Origin of the sequence: Alloalcanivorax mobilis, from assembly GCF_002864685.1 — a bacterium.
Taxonomy (GTDB): domain Bacteria; phylum Pseudomonadota; class Gammaproteobacteria; order Pseudomonadales; family Alcanivoracaceae; genus Alloalcanivorax; species Alloalcanivorax mobilis.
Map to the genome: position 1 here is coordinate 1 of NZ_NMQZ01000033.1, position 14,837 is coordinate 14,837.

The 14,837-nt window shown below is 60.9% G+C and carries 13 protein-coding genes and 1 pseudogene; 7 read left to right on the forward strand and 7 right to left on the reverse strand.

Annotated elements, in window-relative coordinates; translation table 11 throughout:
- Positions 1–263, reverse strand: a pseudogene (locus tag CGS25_RS14170) (hypothetical protein); the annotation flags it as partial.
- Positions 264–697: 434 nt separating this feature from the next.
- Between CGS25_RS14170 and CGS25_RS14175 the strand changes: the two are divergent.
- The 4 genes from CGS25_RS14175 to CGS25_RS14190 all read left to right on the forward strand — a co-directional run bounded on the left by CGS25_RS14175 (position 698) and on the right by CGS25_RS14190 (position 7,011).
- Complete coding sequence (locus CGS25_RS14175) at positions 698–1,624, forward strand: M23 family metallopeptidase (protein WP_089032932.1); 927 nt, start codon at positions 698–700, stop codon at positions 1,622–1,624.
- 175 nt (positions 1,625–1,799) lie between these two features.
- Positions 1,800–4,529 carry a preprotein translocase subunit SecA gene (secA, locus tag CGS25_RS14180; protein ID WP_101675868.1) on the forward strand — a complete coding sequence of 910 codons (2,730 nt, stop codon included), beginning with the start codon at positions 1,800–1,802 and terminating at the stop codon, positions 4,527–4,529.
- Between the two features lie 145 nt (positions 4,530–4,674).
- On the forward strand, positions 4,675–5,880 hold the full coding sequence (gene argJ, locus CGS25_RS14185; RefSeq protein WP_089034563.1) for a bifunctional glutamate N-acetyltransferase/amino-acid acetyltransferase ArgJ: 1,206 nt from the start codon (positions 4,675–4,677) through the stop codon (positions 5,878–5,880).
- A gap of 201 nt (positions 5,881–6,081) precedes the next feature.
- On the forward strand, positions 6,082–7,011 hold the full coding sequence (locus tag CGS25_RS14190) for a Nudix family hydrolase (protein WP_232802419.1): 930 nt from the start codon (positions 6,082–6,084) through the stop codon (positions 7,009–7,011).
- Positions 7,012–7,059: 48 nt separating this feature from the next.
- On the opposite strand, the gene CGS25_RS14195 is transcribed toward CGS25_RS14190, so the two are convergent.
- The 6 genes from CGS25_RS14195 to pilB all read right to left on the reverse strand — a co-directional run bounded on the left by CGS25_RS14195 (position 7,060) and on the right by pilB (position 12,452).
- Positions 7,060–7,251: a DNA gyrase inhibitor YacG gene (locus CGS25_RS14195; RefSeq protein WP_089032929.1), complete on the reverse strand. Its 192-nt coding sequence runs from the start codon at positions 7,249–7,251 to the stop codon at positions 7,060–7,062.
- A complete protein-coding gene (coaE, locus tag CGS25_RS14200) occupies positions 7,244–7,843 on the reverse strand; it encodes a dephospho-CoA kinase (protein ID WP_101675870.1) in 600 nt (199 codons plus the stop codon). The genes CGS25_RS14195 and coaE overlap by 8 nt, the downstream gene beginning before the upstream one ends.
- Positions 7,844–7,932: 89 nt before the next feature.
- Entirely contained in the window at positions 7,933–8,607 is a 675-nt protein-coding gene (locus CGS25_RS19050; protein ID WP_157933838.1) for a hypothetical protein, read from the reverse strand.
- Position 8,608: 1 nt separating this feature from the next.
- The gene (locus CGS25_RS14210) at positions 8,609–9,481 is read right to left on the reverse strand and encodes a prepilin peptidase (protein WP_101675908.1); all 873 of its coding nucleotides are present in this window, start codon (positions 9,479–9,481) and stop codon (positions 8,609–8,611) included.
- Between the two features lie 2 nt (positions 9,482–9,483).
- Complete coding sequence (locus CGS25_RS14215) at positions 9,484–10,707, reverse strand: type II secretion system F family protein (protein ID WP_089032927.1); 1,224 nt, start codon at positions 10,705–10,707, stop codon at positions 9,484–9,486.
- Positions 10,708–10,739: 32 nt separating this feature from the next.
- Complete coding sequence (pilB, locus tag CGS25_RS14220) at positions 10,740–12,452, reverse strand: type IV-A pilus assembly ATPase PilB (RefSeq protein ID WP_089032926.1); 1,713 nt, start codon at positions 12,450–12,452, stop codon at positions 10,740–10,742.
- Between pilB and CGS25_RS19055 the strand changes: the two genes are divergently transcribed.
- The 3 genes from CGS25_RS19055 (at position 12,451) to CGS25_RS14230 (ending at position 14,465) form a co-directional block, all read left to right on the forward strand.
- Positions 12,451–12,591, forward strand: coding sequence for a hypothetical protein (locus tag CGS25_RS19055; protein WP_157933839.1), 141 nt, complete (start codon positions 12,451–12,453; stop codon positions 12,589–12,591). The two genes, pilB and CGS25_RS19055, sit on opposite strands and share 2 nt — an antisense overlap.
- A gap of 191 nt (positions 12,592–12,782) precedes the next feature.
- Entirely contained in the window at positions 12,783–13,268 is a 486-nt protein-coding gene (locus CGS25_RS14225; RefSeq protein WP_101675871.1) for a pilin, read from the forward strand.
- Between the two features lie 63 nt (positions 13,269–13,331).
- On the forward strand, positions 13,332–14,465 hold the full coding sequence (locus CGS25_RS14230) for a hypothetical protein (protein WP_101675872.1): 1,134 nt from the start codon (positions 13,332–13,334) through the stop codon (positions 14,463–14,465).
- The last annotated feature ends 372 nt before the right edge of the window (positions 14,466–14,837 follow it).

The window sequence follows — 14,837 nt, forward strand, 5'->3', positions numbered from 1 at the left end:
TTGACGCCGGGCCCGGGCAAGGCGCGCTCCAGGCGCGGCAGGTGAAAGCGCAGCAATTGCGCGGTGGCGCTGGTTTCCACCAGGGCCAGCCAGTGTTGCTCCTCTTCCACCAGCCGCACCCGGTCGCGCAGCGCTGGCGGCAGGCATTCGCGGGGGTCGCGCTGGGCTGGCCCGCTGTCGCGGGCGGCCCGCGCCAGCCGCTTTAAAGCCGGGTTGCCGCCCAGCAGGGCCTGAAGTTCATCGGGTAGCCTTTTCTTGCTCATACCATTTCCCTACGCTACCCTCCGGATTGTAAAAAGAATGATAACTGAGACCGCGCCGGGATACCCGGCATCCAGGGCTCGAGCCGGACCCGTGTCAATCGCACTGGTGACCGGCCCTGATGCCAGCCCTGATGCCAGCAAGAGTACGGTGCCGTGGCATTGGGCGCCAGCCCGGCCAGGCGCGACCGGCTGGCGAGCACTCGCTGGCAACGACTAATCCGGCAACGACTAATAAAGACACGCTTCATCGCATGGATGCCCCACGGAAAGGATTTCTGGCCCGCCTCATGCATATCCCGTGCCGGGGCACCGGACGGATGGGGCCGGCCATTTCTGGTCGACTTGGGGTCTGGCAAAGCGTGCGATTGAACGGCCCGGGGCGTGTGGTCCCGCTCCCGGGTTAAAGCGAATTAATAAAAGGCGCGACCACCACCATGAATATCATAGTGCTTAACAGCAAGCGCGGGCATTCCCGCACCTTCAGTTTGCCGCGTTTCTTGCCGGGTCTGTTGTTGGCCGCGCTGCTCGTGGTTCCCGTGTTCGCCGGGGTCGGCGCCTACTGGCTGGTTTATCGGGTGGCGCCGCCGGCGTACACCGATGCCGTTGCACGGCGCTTTCAGTCCTATTTGGACACCCAGACCAGCGAAGTGGCGGAGCTGCGCCGGCTCAGCAAAGAGCAATTTCAGGCGCTGACCCTGAAGCTGGCCGACGCCCAGGCGCGCCTGGTCCGTTTGGACGCCCTCGGCGAGCGGCTGGTGGACGTGGCCGGCATCGACAGTGACGAGTTCGATTTTGGCGGTGAACTGGCGATGGGCGGCCCGGAACCCCAGGAGAGCAGCGCCTTTACGCCGCCCTCGTTTCTGGAGGAGCTGGATCAACTGACCGCCACCCTGGAGCGGCGCGAACAGCAGCTTGATATCCTCGAGAAGCTGCTTGCCAACCGCCATCTGGAAAACGCCACCTTTCTGGCCGGGCGGCCGATTCTGCACGGCTGGATGTCAAGCCGTTTCGGGCGCCGCGCCGACCCCTTCACGGGCAAGCTGGCCTGGCACGAAGGGGTGGATTTCGCCGGCAAGGACGGCTCACCGGTGGTGGCCACCGCCTCCGGGGTGGTGACCTACGCGGGCGCCCGTTCCGGCTACGGCAAGCTGGTGGAAATCAACCACGGTAATGGCATCAGCACCCGTTATGGCCACGCCAAAACCGTGAAAGTGCAGGTCGGCGACATCGTGCGCACCGGCGACGTGGTCGCTTTGATGGGCTCCACCGGCCGCTCCACCGGGCCCCACGTGCACTACGAAGTGCTCAAGGACGGCCGCCAGGTCAACCCGCACCCCTATATTTACCGCGCCCGGCGCTAACGCCAGCGACAAGCTCCAGGCCTCAAGCTACAAGCGGCGGCTCCAGGCGGGAGCTTGTAGTTTGAAGCTTGTGGCTTGAGCCTTGAATAGTCACGCCCCGCACCTTATCTCCCTGGTCTATTGTGTTTAGAATGATCCCCTTTCGCCCCACCCACTGAGAATAAACGGACGTTTCATGCTGGCTACCATCGTCAAGAAAGTCTTCGGCACAAAAAATGACCGCGAACTCAAGCGGATATCGCGCCTGGTCTCCTCCGTGAACGCGTTGGGCGATGAGATCGCCCAGCTCGACGACGAGGCGCTGAAAAACAAAACCGCCGAACTGAAAGCCGCTTTTGCCGAGGGCAAGACGCTGGATGAGCTGCTGCCGAGCGCTTTCGCGGTGGCCCGCGAAGCCGCCACCCGGGTGATGGGCATGCGCCATTTCGATGTGCAGATCGTGGGCGGCATCGCTTTGCACGAGGGGCGCATCGCCGAAATGCGCACCGGCGAGGGCAAGACCCTCACCGCGACCCTGCCGGTGTATCTCAATGCGCTGTCCGGCAAGGGCGTGCATGTGGTGACGGTGAACGATTATCTGGCCGAGCGGGACGCCAACTGGATGCGTCCTTTGTATGAGTTCCTGGGGTTGAGCGTGGGCGTGATTCTTTCCCAGCAGCCACAGGCGCAAAAACGCGAAGCCTACGGCTCGGACATCACCTACGGCACCAACAATGAATTCGGCTTCGATTACCTGCGCGACAACATGGCGTTTCGCCTGGAAGACCGGGTGCAGCGCCCGCTCAACTACGCGGTGGTCGACGAGGTGGATTCCATTCTTATCGATGAAGCCCGCACCCCGCTGATCATTTCCGGCCCGGCGGCGGATTCCTCCGAGCTGTATAAGCAGATCAACCTGTTGATCCCGCAGCTTAAGCCGCAGGTCGAGGAAGAGGGCGAGGGCGACTACTTCGTGGATGAGAAGCAGCGCCAGGTGGAACTCACCGAGCAGGGCCATCAACTGATCGAATCGCTGCTGGTGGAGAACAACCTGCTGGAAGCCGGCGAAAGCCTGTACGCCGCCCACAACCTGAACCTGCTGCACCATGTGCACGCGGGGCTGAAAGCCTACGTGCTGTTCCACAAAGATCGTGAATACGTGGTGCAGAACGACCAGATCGTGATCGTCGATGAGCACACTGGCCGCACCATGCCGGGCCGCCGCTGGTCCGAAGGCATTCACCAGGCGGTGGAAGCGAAAGAGGGGGTGCGCATTCAGCAGGAGAACCAGACCCTGGCCTCCACCACCTTCCAGAACTACTTCCGGCTGTACGACAAGCTCGCGGGGATGACCGGCACCGCCGACACCGAGGCGATGGAATTCCGGCAGATCTATGGCATGGATGTGGTGGTGATTCCCACCAACCGGCCGATGGTGCGTAAGGATGCCAACGATCTGGTCTATCTGACCCTGGAAGAAAAATTCGACGCCATCGTCGAGGAAGTGCGCGCCTGCGTGGAGAAAGGCGCGCCGGTGCTGGTGGGTACCGCCACCATCGAAGCCTCCGAATACATTGACCAGCGGCTCACCAAGGCCAAGATCAAGCACCAGGTGCTCAACGCCAAGCAGCACCAGCGCGAGGCGCAGGTGATCGCACAGGCCGGGCGCCCGGGCACGGTGACCATCGCCACCAATATGGCGGGTCGCGGCACCGACATCATGCTGGGCGGTAACCCGGAAGAAGAAATCAAGCACATGGACGAGCCCTCCGAGGAACTCGCCGAGAAGATCCGCGCCGAATGGCAGGACAACCACGAGAAAGTGCTGGCCGCGGGCGGCCTGCACATTATCGGCACCGAACGCCACGAATCGCGCCGCATCGATAACCAGCTGCGTGGCCGGGCCGGCCGCCAGGGTGACCCGGGCTACACGCGCTTCTTCCTGTCCATGGAAGACGATCTGATGCGCATCTTCGCCTCCGACCGGGTGCGTAACATGATGCGCTCGCTGGGCCTGAAAGACGGCGAAGCGATTGAACACCGCTGGGTCTCCCGCGCCATCGAGAACGCCCAGCGCAAAGTCGAGGCGCGCAACTTCGACATTCGTAAAAACCTGCTCGAATACGACAATGTGTCCAACGATCAGCGCCGTGTTGTCTACAGTCAGCGCGAGCAGATTCTCGAATCCGAGTCTTTGCAGGCCTCCATCGAGAGCATCCGCAAGGATGTGCTGCCGGAGGTGGTGCACAGCTATATGCCGGTGGGCTCGGTGGAAGATCAGTGGGACGTGGAAGGCCTGGAAAAGATGCTCGAGGCCGAGTTCAGCTGCGCGGTGCCGGTGGGCCAGTGGCTGGAAGAAGACAAGGGCATGCACATCGAGGGTGTGGTCGAGCGGGTCGTCGAGCACCTGGAAGCCGATTACGTGGCCAAGGAAGAGCAGATTGGCACCGACACCCTGCGCCAGATCGAGAAGCATCTGATGCTGCAGATTCTCGATCGCCATTGGAAAGAGCACCTGGCCAGCATGGATCATCTGCGCCAGGGCATTCACCTGCGCGGCTACGCTCAGAAAAACCCCAAGCAGGAATACAAGAAAGAAGCGTTCGAGCTGTTCCAGACCATGCTCAACCAGATTCAGCATGAACTGATCCGCGTGTTGCACAGTTTCGAAGTGCGCCGTGACGACGAAGTCGAACGCCTCGAAGCGCAGCGCCAGGAAGAAGCCCGCATTCAGTCCGAGAGAATGAAGGCCGAGCAAGAGCAAATCGCCGCGCCCACCGCGGACGGCGAAGGCATTCAGACCCAAGGGCCGCCGGAAGTGCCGCGCACGGTGGTGCGCGAGGGCCGCAAAGTGGGCCGCAATGAGCCCTGCCCGTGTGGTTCGGGCAAGAAATACAAGCAGTGCCACGGCCGCTTGGAATCTTGATTCTCCACGGCAAACCCGGTTAAAACCTCTGTTGTGGGCGGGCGGCGATTCGCCGTGCCGCCCACACCCGCCGCCCACGAGAGTGGCACCCGTGCCAAACGCAGACGCGGTGAGCACCGCGCTTTCAATTGAAGAAGGGCCGATCATGTCGCAGACCCAATGGTTCCCGGTTACCGGCGTTAAACTGGCCGCCGTTGAAGCGGGCATCAAAAAGCGCAATCGCAAGGACCTGGTGGTGATTGAGCTGGCCCCGGGCAGCCGCGCCGCCGGCGTCTTCACCAGCAACCGTTTCCAGGCCGCGCCGGTGCAGGTGGCACGCCGCAACCTGGCCGCCAGCGCGCCGCGCTATCTGATGATCAACACCGGCTATGCCAACGCCGGCACCGGCGATCAGGGCTTCGTCTACTGCGAGGAAACCTGCCTGCTGCTCGCCGAGCTGGCTCACTGCCAGCCCGATGAAGTGTTGCCGTTTTCCACCGGCGTGATCGGCCAGACCTTTCCCATGGAGCCGTTCGAAGAGGGCTTGCCCCAGGCGCTGGACCAGCTCGACGAGCACGGCTGGGGCCGCGCCGCCGAAGGCATCATGACCACCGACACGGTGCCCAAGGCGGCCAGCCGGCGGGTGGAAATCAACGGCACAACGGTGACCGTCACCGGCATCGCCAAGGGCGCCGGCATGATTCGGCCCAATATGGCGACCATGCTGGGCTTTATCGCCACCGACGCGGCGGTGGCCCAGCCGCTGCTGGACGCCTGGGTCAAAGCGCTGGCGGATCTCTCTTTCAACCGCATCACCGTGGATGGCGACACCTCCACCAACGACGCCTGCGTGCTGATCGCCAGTGGCCAGAGCGGGCTGGCGGAGATCGACGACACCGAAAGCGAGCACGCGCAACTGCTGTTCCAGGCGCTGGAGCAGGTGTTCGTGGAATTGGCGCAGGCGCTGATTCGTGACGCCGAGGGCGCCACCAAGTTCGTCGACATTCAGGTGCGCGGCGCGCGCAGCGATCAGGACGCCCGCGCCGTCGCCGACACCATTGGCCACTCGCCGCTGGTGAAGACCGCGCTGTTTGCCTCGGACCCCAACTGGGGGCGCATTCTCGCCGCCATCGGCCGCGCCCCCATCGACCAGCTCGACGTGGACAAAGTGACGGTATGGCTGGGCGACGTGCAGATTGTCGCCGAAGGCGGTGTCGCCGACAGCTACCGCGAAGAGCTGGGCGCCGCGGTGATGGCGAAGCCGGAGATCAGCATCGTGGTTGACCTGGGCGTCGGCAGCGGCAGCGGCCAGGTGTGGACCTGCGATTTCAGCTATGACTATGTGAAGATAAACGCTGAATATCGGACGTAAGGCGCTGGACGCCGGACGCCGGACGCCGGACGCTAGACGCTTAAACCCGTGGTCCGAGGGGCTTGCGGGTTTGCAGAAAGGCATATGCGTATTGGCAAAACCGCGGGTACGAACACAAGAGTATCAGCCACCCCGGGTTTTGGTTTTAAGCGTCCGGCGTCTAGCGTCCGGCGTCCAGCGTCCCCCCCCAAGGAGCCTCTCTTGACCACTGACGCATCGCTGCCCGAAATCGTGGTGGTAGCCGGTATTATTCGCGACGCTCAAGGGCGGCTGTGTCTGAGTCGGCGGCCGGAGCACAAGCACCAGGGCGGGCTGTGGGAGTTTCCCGGCGGCAAGGTCGAGGCCGGCGAGGCGTTGGGCGACGCTCTGGCCCGCGAGCTGGACGAAGAGCTGGGCCTGCGCGATCTGGTCTCCACGCCGTTTATGAGCGTCGAGCACGCCTACCCGGATCTTCGCGTGGTGCTGCATTTTCGTGAAGTGCGCGCCTGGTCCGGTGAGCCCCACGGCCGTGAGGGCCAGCCGGTGGAGTGGGTGCCCTTGCAGCAGGTGTCCGAACGCTCGTTGCCGGCGGCCAATCGGCCGGTGGCCGCCGCCCTGCGGCTGCCCCGTGAGCTGGTGGTGCTGCCCGACGGCCTGGGCAGCGCCGCGCTGCTGTCCGGGCTGGCCAGCCTGGACCCGGCCCGGCAGGGCATCTATCTGCGCCACGCGGGCGAACAGCTGCGCGGCCTGGCGGCGCGTTGCCACGAGCTGGGGCTGCGCTTCTGGATCGCCGATGACGCCGATCTGGCCCGTCGTCTGGATGCCTTCGGGCTGCATCTCACCGCGCCGGTGCTGATGGCGCACACCCAACGCCCGGCGTTCGAGGGGATGATTTCCGCCGCCTGCCATGACCGCGCGCAAATTCAGCGGGCCATCGATATTGGCGCGCACATGGCGACGCTCTCGCCGGTGCGGCGTACCGCCAGCCACCCGGGCGCCACGCCGCTGGGGTGGCCGGGCTTTCAGGACCTGGTGCGCGAACAGCCCCTGGTGTTCTACGCGCTCGGCGGAGTGGCGCCGGACGACCTCGCCCTGGCCCGTGAGCACGGCGCTTTTGGCGTGGCCGGCATCCGCGCGTTCTGGCCGGGCTGATCGCCAGGCTTCAACGGCCGGCGTTCGCCGCCGCCCGTTGCGCTCTCTTCAGTACAAATCGTCCAGGTCGTCGCCCGGTTCGGAGGGGTCGCCGGGGATGCCGTGGCGCTCGGAGGCCCAGTCACCCAGGTCGATCAGTTTGCAGCGCTCGCTGCAAAAGGGTCGCCATGGGTTGTCGTCCCAGCGGCTGGGTTTGCGGCAGTGTGGGCAGGGATAGATCAACGTCGGTTTATCAGGCATAACGGTCGGCAAGCTGCAGGTAATGTTGGTGGAGTGCATTGAGGCGCTGGTGCAGATCCTCCAGCGGGCCGTGATTTTCAACCACATCGTCGGCCAGCCGCAAGCGTGTTTCCCGATCCATCTGGGCGCGCATGATCGCCTCCACCTGACTCTCGGGCACCTCATCACGCACCACGGTTCGGGCCATCTGCAGCTCTGGAGCCACGTCCACCACCATCACCCGCTGCACCATCTCTTTCTGGCTTCCTTCCAGCAGCAAGGGCGACACCAGGATCGTGTACGGGCTGGCGCTGGCTTTGATCTGACGGCGCAATTCCAGGCCGATGGCGGGGTGAGTGATTGCTTCCAGGTCGCGCCGCGCCTGCTCGTCGGCGAACACGATATCGCGCAGCGCGCGGCGGTTGAGGCTGCCGTCGCTCTGCAGAACATCGCCGAAGCGATCAGCGATGGCAGCCAGCGCCGGGCTGCCAGGCGCCACCACCACCCGGGAGGCGAGATCGGCATCCACAATGGTAATGCCCAAGCGGCCGAGATAATCGGTGGCCGCGCTTTTGCCGCTGCCAATGCCGCCGGTAAGGCCAACCACGAACATAGGGGGGCTCCAAGAATTCGGTCAGCCGCGAAGGTACCGGCGTGGAAAGGAAAAATCCAGGGGGAGTTGCTGGCTTGAAGCTGCAAGCTTCAAGCTTCAAGCCGCAAAAACACCTCCAGATAGGCTTCAAGCCGCAAGCCGCAAGCTACAAAAAGACTTCCAGAAAGGCTTGACAGGCTTTGCGGGGCCACGATCCTTTTCTGGCTTGCAGCTTGCAGCTTGCAGCTTGCAGCTTGCAGCTTGCAGCTTGCAGCTTGCAGCTTGCAGCTTGCAGCTTGCAGCTTGCAGCTTGCAGCTTGCAGCTTGCAGCTTGCAGCTTGCAGCTTGCAGCTTGCAGCTTGCAGCTTGCAGCTTGCAGCTTGCAGCTTGCAGCTTGCAGCTTGCAGCTTGCAGCTTGCAGCTTGCAGCTTGCAGCTTGCAGCTTGCAGCTTGCAGCTTGCAGCTTGCAGCTTGCAGCTTGCAGCTTGCAGCTTGCAGCTTGCAGCTTGCAGCTTGCAGCTTGCAGCTTGCAGCTTGCAGCTTGCAGCTTGCAGCTTGCAGCTTGCAGCTTGCAGCTTGCAGCTTGCAGCTTGCAGCTTGCAGCTTGCAGCTTGCAGCTTGCAGCTTGCAGCTTGCAGCTTGCAGCTTGCAGCTTGCAGCTTGCAGCTTGCAGCTTGCAGCTTGCAGCTTGCAGCTTGCAGCTTGCAGCTTGCAGCTTGCAGCTTGCAGCTTGCAGCTTGCAGCTTGCAGCTTGCAGGTTGCAGCTTGCAGCTTGCAGCTTGCACCCTAGCTGAGGTTAAACAACCCCAGATACCCGCTGACAATCGGCTCGCCCCAGAGCAGGGCGATCCAGCCGGCGATGGCCAGGTAGGGGCCGAAGGGGATGCCCTGGCCCCGTTTGACGCGGCCGCCGGCCATCATCGCCAGCGCAAACACCAGGCCCACCACCGACGACAGCAGAATCACCAGGGGCAGGTATTGCCAGCCCAGCCAGGCGCCCAGCGCGGCGAGCAATTTGAAATCGCCGTAGCCCATGCCCTCCTTGCCGGTGACCAGCTTGAACACCCAGTAGAGACTCCACAGAGCCAGGTAGCCGGCCATGGCGCCGGCCACCGCCTCCGGCAGAGGCACTGGTGACAAGTCCAGCAGGGCGGCCAGCAGGCCGGCCCACAGCAACGGGTAGGTGAGGGCGTCGGGCAGCAGGGTGGTGTCCAGGTCGATCACCGCCAACGCCAGCAGGGTAAAGCTGGCGAACAGGGTGAACGGCAACCACGGGCCGTAGCCGAAGCGCCAGGCGCACAGTGCCGCCACCAGCGCGGCCAGCAGCTCGATGATCGGATAGCGTTTGCTGATCGGCGCCTGGCAGGCGCTGCAGCGTCCGCGCAGCGCCAGCCAACTGAGCACTGGAATGTTTTCGTGCCAGGCAATGCCGTGATCGCAGTGCGGGCAGCGTGAGCGTGGCACCAGCAGATTGAACAGCGGCTCGTTGTGTTCGGGCTGGCCGAGCAATTCGCGGGCTTCGCGGCGCCAGCCGCGCTCCATCATCAGCGGCAGGCGGTGAATCACCACGTTCAAGAAGCTGCCCACCAGCAGACCCAGCACCGCGCAGACGATGATCAAGGCGAGCGGGCTCGCCGCCAGCCAATCCAGTCGCAGCATCATCAGACCACGTTGCCGAGTTGGAAAATGGGCAGATACATGGCGATGATCAAGCCGCCGATCAGCACCCCCAGCACCGCCATGATCAGCGGTTCGAGCATGCTGGTGAGGCCGTCCACCAGGTTGTCCACTTCGTCTTCATAATAGGTGGCGACCTTGGCGAGCATGGCGTCCAGGGAGCCGGATTCCTCGCCGATGGCGGTCATCTGCAGGGCCATGGGCGGAAACACACCGGTGGAACGCATGGCGAACTGCAATTGCTGGCCGGTGGAGACGTCGTCCTTCACCTGCAGCACCGCCTTGCGGTAGACCACATTGCCGGTAGCGCCGGCGCAGGCGTCCAGGGCGTCAATCAGCGGCACACCGGCGGCGAAGGTGGTGGAGAGCGTGCGCGAGAAACGCGCCACCGTGGCTTTATGGGCGATCTGGCCGACAATCGGCAGGCGCAAGGTCAGCCGGTCGACGGCGTCGGCGAACGCCCGGGATCGCTTCTTGCCCTCGATAAAGCCGTAAATCAGGCCGGCGACGACCAGCAGGATGATCAAAAAATTATTCTGCAGGCCCTCGGAAATGCTGATCACGAAGCGGGTAAAGGCGGGCAACTCGGCACCAAACCCCTCGAACAGCTCCTGGAACACCGGCACCACCTTGAGCAGCAGAATAGCGGTGACGATCACCGCCACCGCGACCACCGCAATGGGGTATTTCACCGCTTTTTTGACCTTCGACTTCAACGCTTCGCTTTTTTCTTTGTACAGCGCCACCCGGTCGAGCATGGTTTCCAGGGCCCCGGAGGCTTCGCCGGATTCCACCAGGCTGCAGTACAGATCGTCGAACAGGGTGGGGTGCTGCCGCAGTGCGCCGGCGAAATTGTTGCCGCCTTCCACGTCCGCTTTGATCTTCAGAATCACCGCTTTCATGGAGGGATTCTCCAGCCCGTCGGCGACGATTTCGAACGACTGCACCAGCGGTACGCCGGCTTTCATCATGGTCGCCATCTGCCGGGTAAAAATGGCGATGTCCATGGACTTGATCTTTTTCTTCCCACCGAAGGCACTCTGGCGTTTCTTCACCACCTTGCGGGCCTGAATGCCCTGGCGGCGCAACTCGGCACGCACCAGCGCCGGGCCCTTGCCGTTGACCTCGCCCTTGACCCGCGCCCCTTTGCGGTCGGTGCCTTCGTAAATAAAGGTGGCGGTCTTCTGTTGTGCCGCTGCTTTTGCCATACCCTGATTCCCCGCTAAGCCGACCGAGCGCGTCAATGACCGCTGGTGACCCGGCTCACCTCTTCAAGACTGGTTACCCCCTGCATCACCTTATTCAAGCCGGAGCGGTACAGATCATTGAACCCCTCCTTGCGGCACTGATCGGCGATCTCGATGGAGTTGCCTTCCTCCATGATGATGCGGCCAATGCCGTCGGTGATGCGCACGACTTCGTAAACCCCCAGGCGGCCCTTATAGCCGGCCTTGCATTTTTCGCAGCCGGCCGGGCCGTACACAGTAAAGCCGCTCTGCAGATCGCTGTCCGTGAAACCCATCTCACGCAAGGACTGATCGGGAATCTCCACCGGCTCCTTGCAGTGATCGCACAGCCGCCGCGCCAGCCGCTGGGCGATGATCAGAATCACCGAGGTGGCGATGTTGAATGAAGGCACGCCCATATTGCGCAGCCGGGTCAGCGTTTCCGGCGCGCTGTTGGTGTGCAGGGTGGAGAGCACCAGATGGCCGGTCTGCGCCGCTTTCACCGCGATTTCAGCGGTCTCCAGATCGCGGATTTCGCCGACCAGAATCACGTCCGGATCCTGGCGCAAGAAGGCGCGCAGCGCGGACGAGAAATCCAGGCCCTGCTTGGGATTCACGTTGACCTGGTTGATGCCGTCCAGATTGATTTCCACCGGATCTTCCGCGGTGGAAATGTTGCGCTCCGGCGTATTGAGAATGTTGACGCCGGTGTACAGCGACACGGTCTTGCCCGAACCGGTGGGCCCGGTGACCAGAATCATGCCCTGGGGCTTATGCAGCGCGTCCATGTACATCTGCTTTTGCTCGGGCTCATAGCCGAGCGCATCGATGCCCATCTTGGCGCTTTCCGCATCCAGAATCCGCAGCACGATCTTCTCGCCGAACAGGGTCGGGCAGGTGTTGACGCGGAAATCAATCGAGCGGGTCTTGGAAATTTTCAGTTTGATGCGGCCATCCTGAGGCACCCGCCGCTCGGAGATATCCAGCCGCGCCATTACTTTCAAGCGCGCCGCCAGCTTGCTGGCGGTGGTGATCGGAGGCTTGGACACGGTCTCGAGAATGCCGTCCTGGCGGAAGCGCACCCGGTAGGTCTTCTCATACGGCTCGAAATGCAAATCCGAAGCGCCGCCTTTAATGGCGTCCAGCAGCAGCTTGTTAACAAAACGCACGATCGGCGCATCGTCCGCCCCGGACGCCGCGTCGTCCTTACCGGCGTTGTCCGGCTCTTCCGCTACGTCCAGCCCGTCCAGATCGTCATCGAGATCGTCGAACGCCTTGCCTTCCTGCTCCGACTCCAGCTTATCGATCCAGCGCAGCAGCTTGTCGTCCTCGGCGATCAACGTTTCCACGTTGAGGCCGGTATTGAATCGGATCTCTTCCAGCGCGGGCAGATTGGTGGGGTCGGACACCGCCACGAACAAACGGCTGCCGCGCCGCATCAGCGGCAAAATGGAATGCTTCACGATCAGCCGGGTATCGACCAGATCGCGGACCATCATGTCCCCGGAAAAGGCGTTCAGATCGATCAGCGGATCACCGAATTCCTCCGCCGCCGCCCGTGCCAGCGCCATCGACGACACCTTGCCAGAGGCGGTCAGATGCCGCACCAGCGGCACCTGCTCCCGGCGCGCATCGGCGGCCGCCTGCTGGGCGATTTCCACGGTCAGATGGCCATCATTCACCAACCGGCGGGCCAGGCCACTCAAAGACGACGACGAAGTGCTCATGGGCAACAAATCAGCAGGTTATGATTTCTATTATGAGAAGAAGGGCTTACTTGCGAAACAGATTGGCAGCGTTGCTCCCGGCTGTAAAGTCCGCCCCGTCAACCACTTGGCGCCGCTGCTTAAATCACGCCTGAAGTGACACAACCGGGCACCCGGGCGTGACCATTTGCGTCACACGATGACAAAAAACGGCAATTTCCCAAAGAGCGGCCATCGCAAAAACGGCCGTCCGCCGGGCGTGAAAAGATTGGCCCGATAGCTGCATAGAGGAGACAGGCGCTCGCCGGGGGTGGGCACAATAAAAAGTTTTCCAAGACGGAGAAGCTGAACATGAAACAAGTGCAGAAGGGTTTCACTCTTATCGAACTGATGATCGTGGTGGCGATCATCGGTATTCTGGCTGCCGTGGCTCTGCCGGCTTATCAGGATTACACCAAGCGGGCGAAGATGAGCGAAGTGATTGGCTTTGCTGCTGCTGCTAAGACTGCGGTTACTGAAACTTTTCAATCCAGTGGGACTTTGCCCGCTGACAACGCAGCAGCGGGAATCGATTCAACGCCAGGTAATATCGAGTCCGAATATGTCGAAAGCGTGACCATTGCTACCGGCGTAATTACAGTTGCTGTTCAAGGCACCAACGACACCGCACTAGACGCTGCTGCAGTTGTGTTCACGCCTGTCGAGCCTGGTACTTCCACCACTATTACTACCGGTTATTCCGGCTCAATCGCTTGGCAATGTACTGTGACTGGGACCGAAGTGGCTAAATATTTCCCGGCTAACTGCCGTGGCGGTGCAGCTGCTCCTACTCCGTAATGTGATCTGCTATTCGCTACAAAAAAAGGAGGCTTTCGAGCCTCCTTTTTTTTGGGGATTGAAATGGGAAATGTTCAAATAATAAATCCAAATTCCGCTGTTAAAAATACTACGGGGGACGAAGGTTATCTTTGGGGGCCCTATCTGGACTTCTTTTTGCTGGGTGGTGGCTCGCTCTTTGTATTGGTTCCGGTGGTTTTTCTTTGGTCTGGGGATAGGGATATGGCAAGCCTTGGTGCGCTGTTTCTCCTTTTGGCTAATTTTGTAAACAATCCTCATTTCGCTCATTCTTATCAGATCTTTTATAAAGATTTTGGGGGGCGAGCTTTTGGTGCGCTATTTCCGGCTTCCCTTCGGGCGCGATATATTTTTTCTGCAATCCTGGTGCCTGCCATTTTGCTTTGCTTCTTTGCATATGTTTATTTTCAGAGCGATGTCTTAGCGTTGGGATATGGTGCCAACTTGATGCTGTTTCTTGTTGGTTGGCATTATGTCAAACAGGGTTATGGAATGTTGCAGGTGGATGCGGCATTGAAGAAAAATTTTTTCAATGACAAAGAGAAAAAAATTCTGGTAGGGAATGCCTATATCGTCTGGGTGACATCTTGGGTTCTGGCTAACCATTTATTTCATGAAAACCAAATATGGGGTATCTCCTATTATGCATTTGACATTCCTTATTGGATTCTTTGGGCCTTGGGGGCGGTTTCGTCTTTAGGCGCTATAATTGTGACGCCTATTCTCTTTGGAAAGGTTGTGGCCCAGGAAAAAGGGGCGTCATTACTTAATGGCTCGGTTGCCTATGTGGTAAGTCTATATGTGTGGTTGCTTGTGCGGCACCCGGCGATGCTTTTGGTTATCCCAGCATTCCACTCTCTTCAGTATATGGCGGTGGTTTGGAGGTACAGGCTAAATGTCGAGAAGAAGAGAAGCGATCAATCTTTAATATTTAGTCGCTCATACAGCGTGAGAATGCGACTTTCTATGTTTTTCGCAATAGCAGTGATTTTAGGCTATCTGATGTTCTGGGGATTGCCTTTGTTTTTTTATGAATTTTTTGACTATGATCAAAGTGTTTTTGGTTCGTCGCTCTTCCTCTACTTCTTCCTTATCTTTGTAAATGTCCATCATTACTTTATGGACAGCGTGATATGGCGGAAGGGGAATCCAGACACAGGTAAGTATTTGTTTGGCTAGTAAGCGTTTAAATGAGATCTAACAGTGAAGGATCATTTTCCATCACCGCCGACGCCCTGTTGGGCGTCCTACTTTCTTGCTTTTCCAAGAAAGTAGACACATCCCGCGCAGCGGGTGAACGCACGCAGTGCGGGCCGTAGGCCGGAGCGAAGCGGAGTCAAGAAGGACATCCCGTTGTGTCGCCCTCCGGGTACCCTTCATTCTCCAAACAAGAGGCGCGGGAAATTGATGGCCGGGTCGGCGACGCGACGAGCCTGCGGCCCCGGCCCCGAGCTTGCATGCGCGGGGCGCTACGCCGGGCGAAGCATGCTTCGCTGATTCCAGCTTCGCCCTGTCGTCCGCCGCCTCAGTTGGCTGTCCCTGGCCAACTGA

Bases quoted from the DNA above. Each gene is read 5' to 3' on its own strand.
- CGS25_RS14175 (WP_089032932.1), top strand. From the start codon at position 698: ATGAATATCATAGTGCTTAACAGCAAGCGCGGGCATTCCCGCACCTTC.
- secA (WP_101675868.1), top strand. From the start codon at position 1,800: ATGCTGGCTACCATCGTCAAGAAAGTCTTCGGCACAAAAAATGACCGC.
- argJ (WP_089034563.1), top strand. From the start codon at position 4,675: ATGTCGCAGACCCAATGGTTCCCGGTTACCGGCGTTAAACTGGCCGCC.
- CGS25_RS14195 (WP_089032929.1), bottom strand. From the start codon at position 7,251: ATGCCTGATAAACCGACGTTGATCTATCCCTGCCCACACTGCCGCAAA.
- coaE (WP_101675870.1), bottom strand. From the start codon at position 7,843: ATGTTCGTGGTTGGCCTTACCGGCGGCATTGGCAGCGGCAAAAGCGCG.
- CGS25_RS14210 (WP_101675908.1), bottom strand. From the start codon at position 9,481: ATGCTGCGACTGGATTGGCTGGCGGCGAGCCCGCTCGCCTTGATCATC.
- CGS25_RS14215 (WP_089032927.1), bottom strand. From the start codon at position 10,707: ATGGCAAAAGCAGCGGCACAACAGAAGACCGCCACCTTTATTTACGAA.
- CGS25_RS19055 (WP_157933839.1), top strand. From the start codon at position 12,451: ATGGGCAACAAATCAGCAGGTTATGATTTCTATTATGAGAAGAAGGGC.
- pilB (WP_089032926.1), bottom strand. From the start codon at position 12,452: ATGAGCACTTCGTCGTCGTCTTTGAGTGGCCTGGCCCGCCGGTTGGTG.
- CGS25_RS14225 (WP_101675871.1), top strand. From the start codon at position 12,783: ATGAAACAAGTGCAGAAGGGTTTCACTCTTATCGAACTGATGATCGTG.
- CGS25_RS14230 (WP_101675872.1), top strand. From the start codon at position 13,332: ATGGGAAATGTTCAAATAATAAATCCAAATTCCGCTGTTAAAAATACT.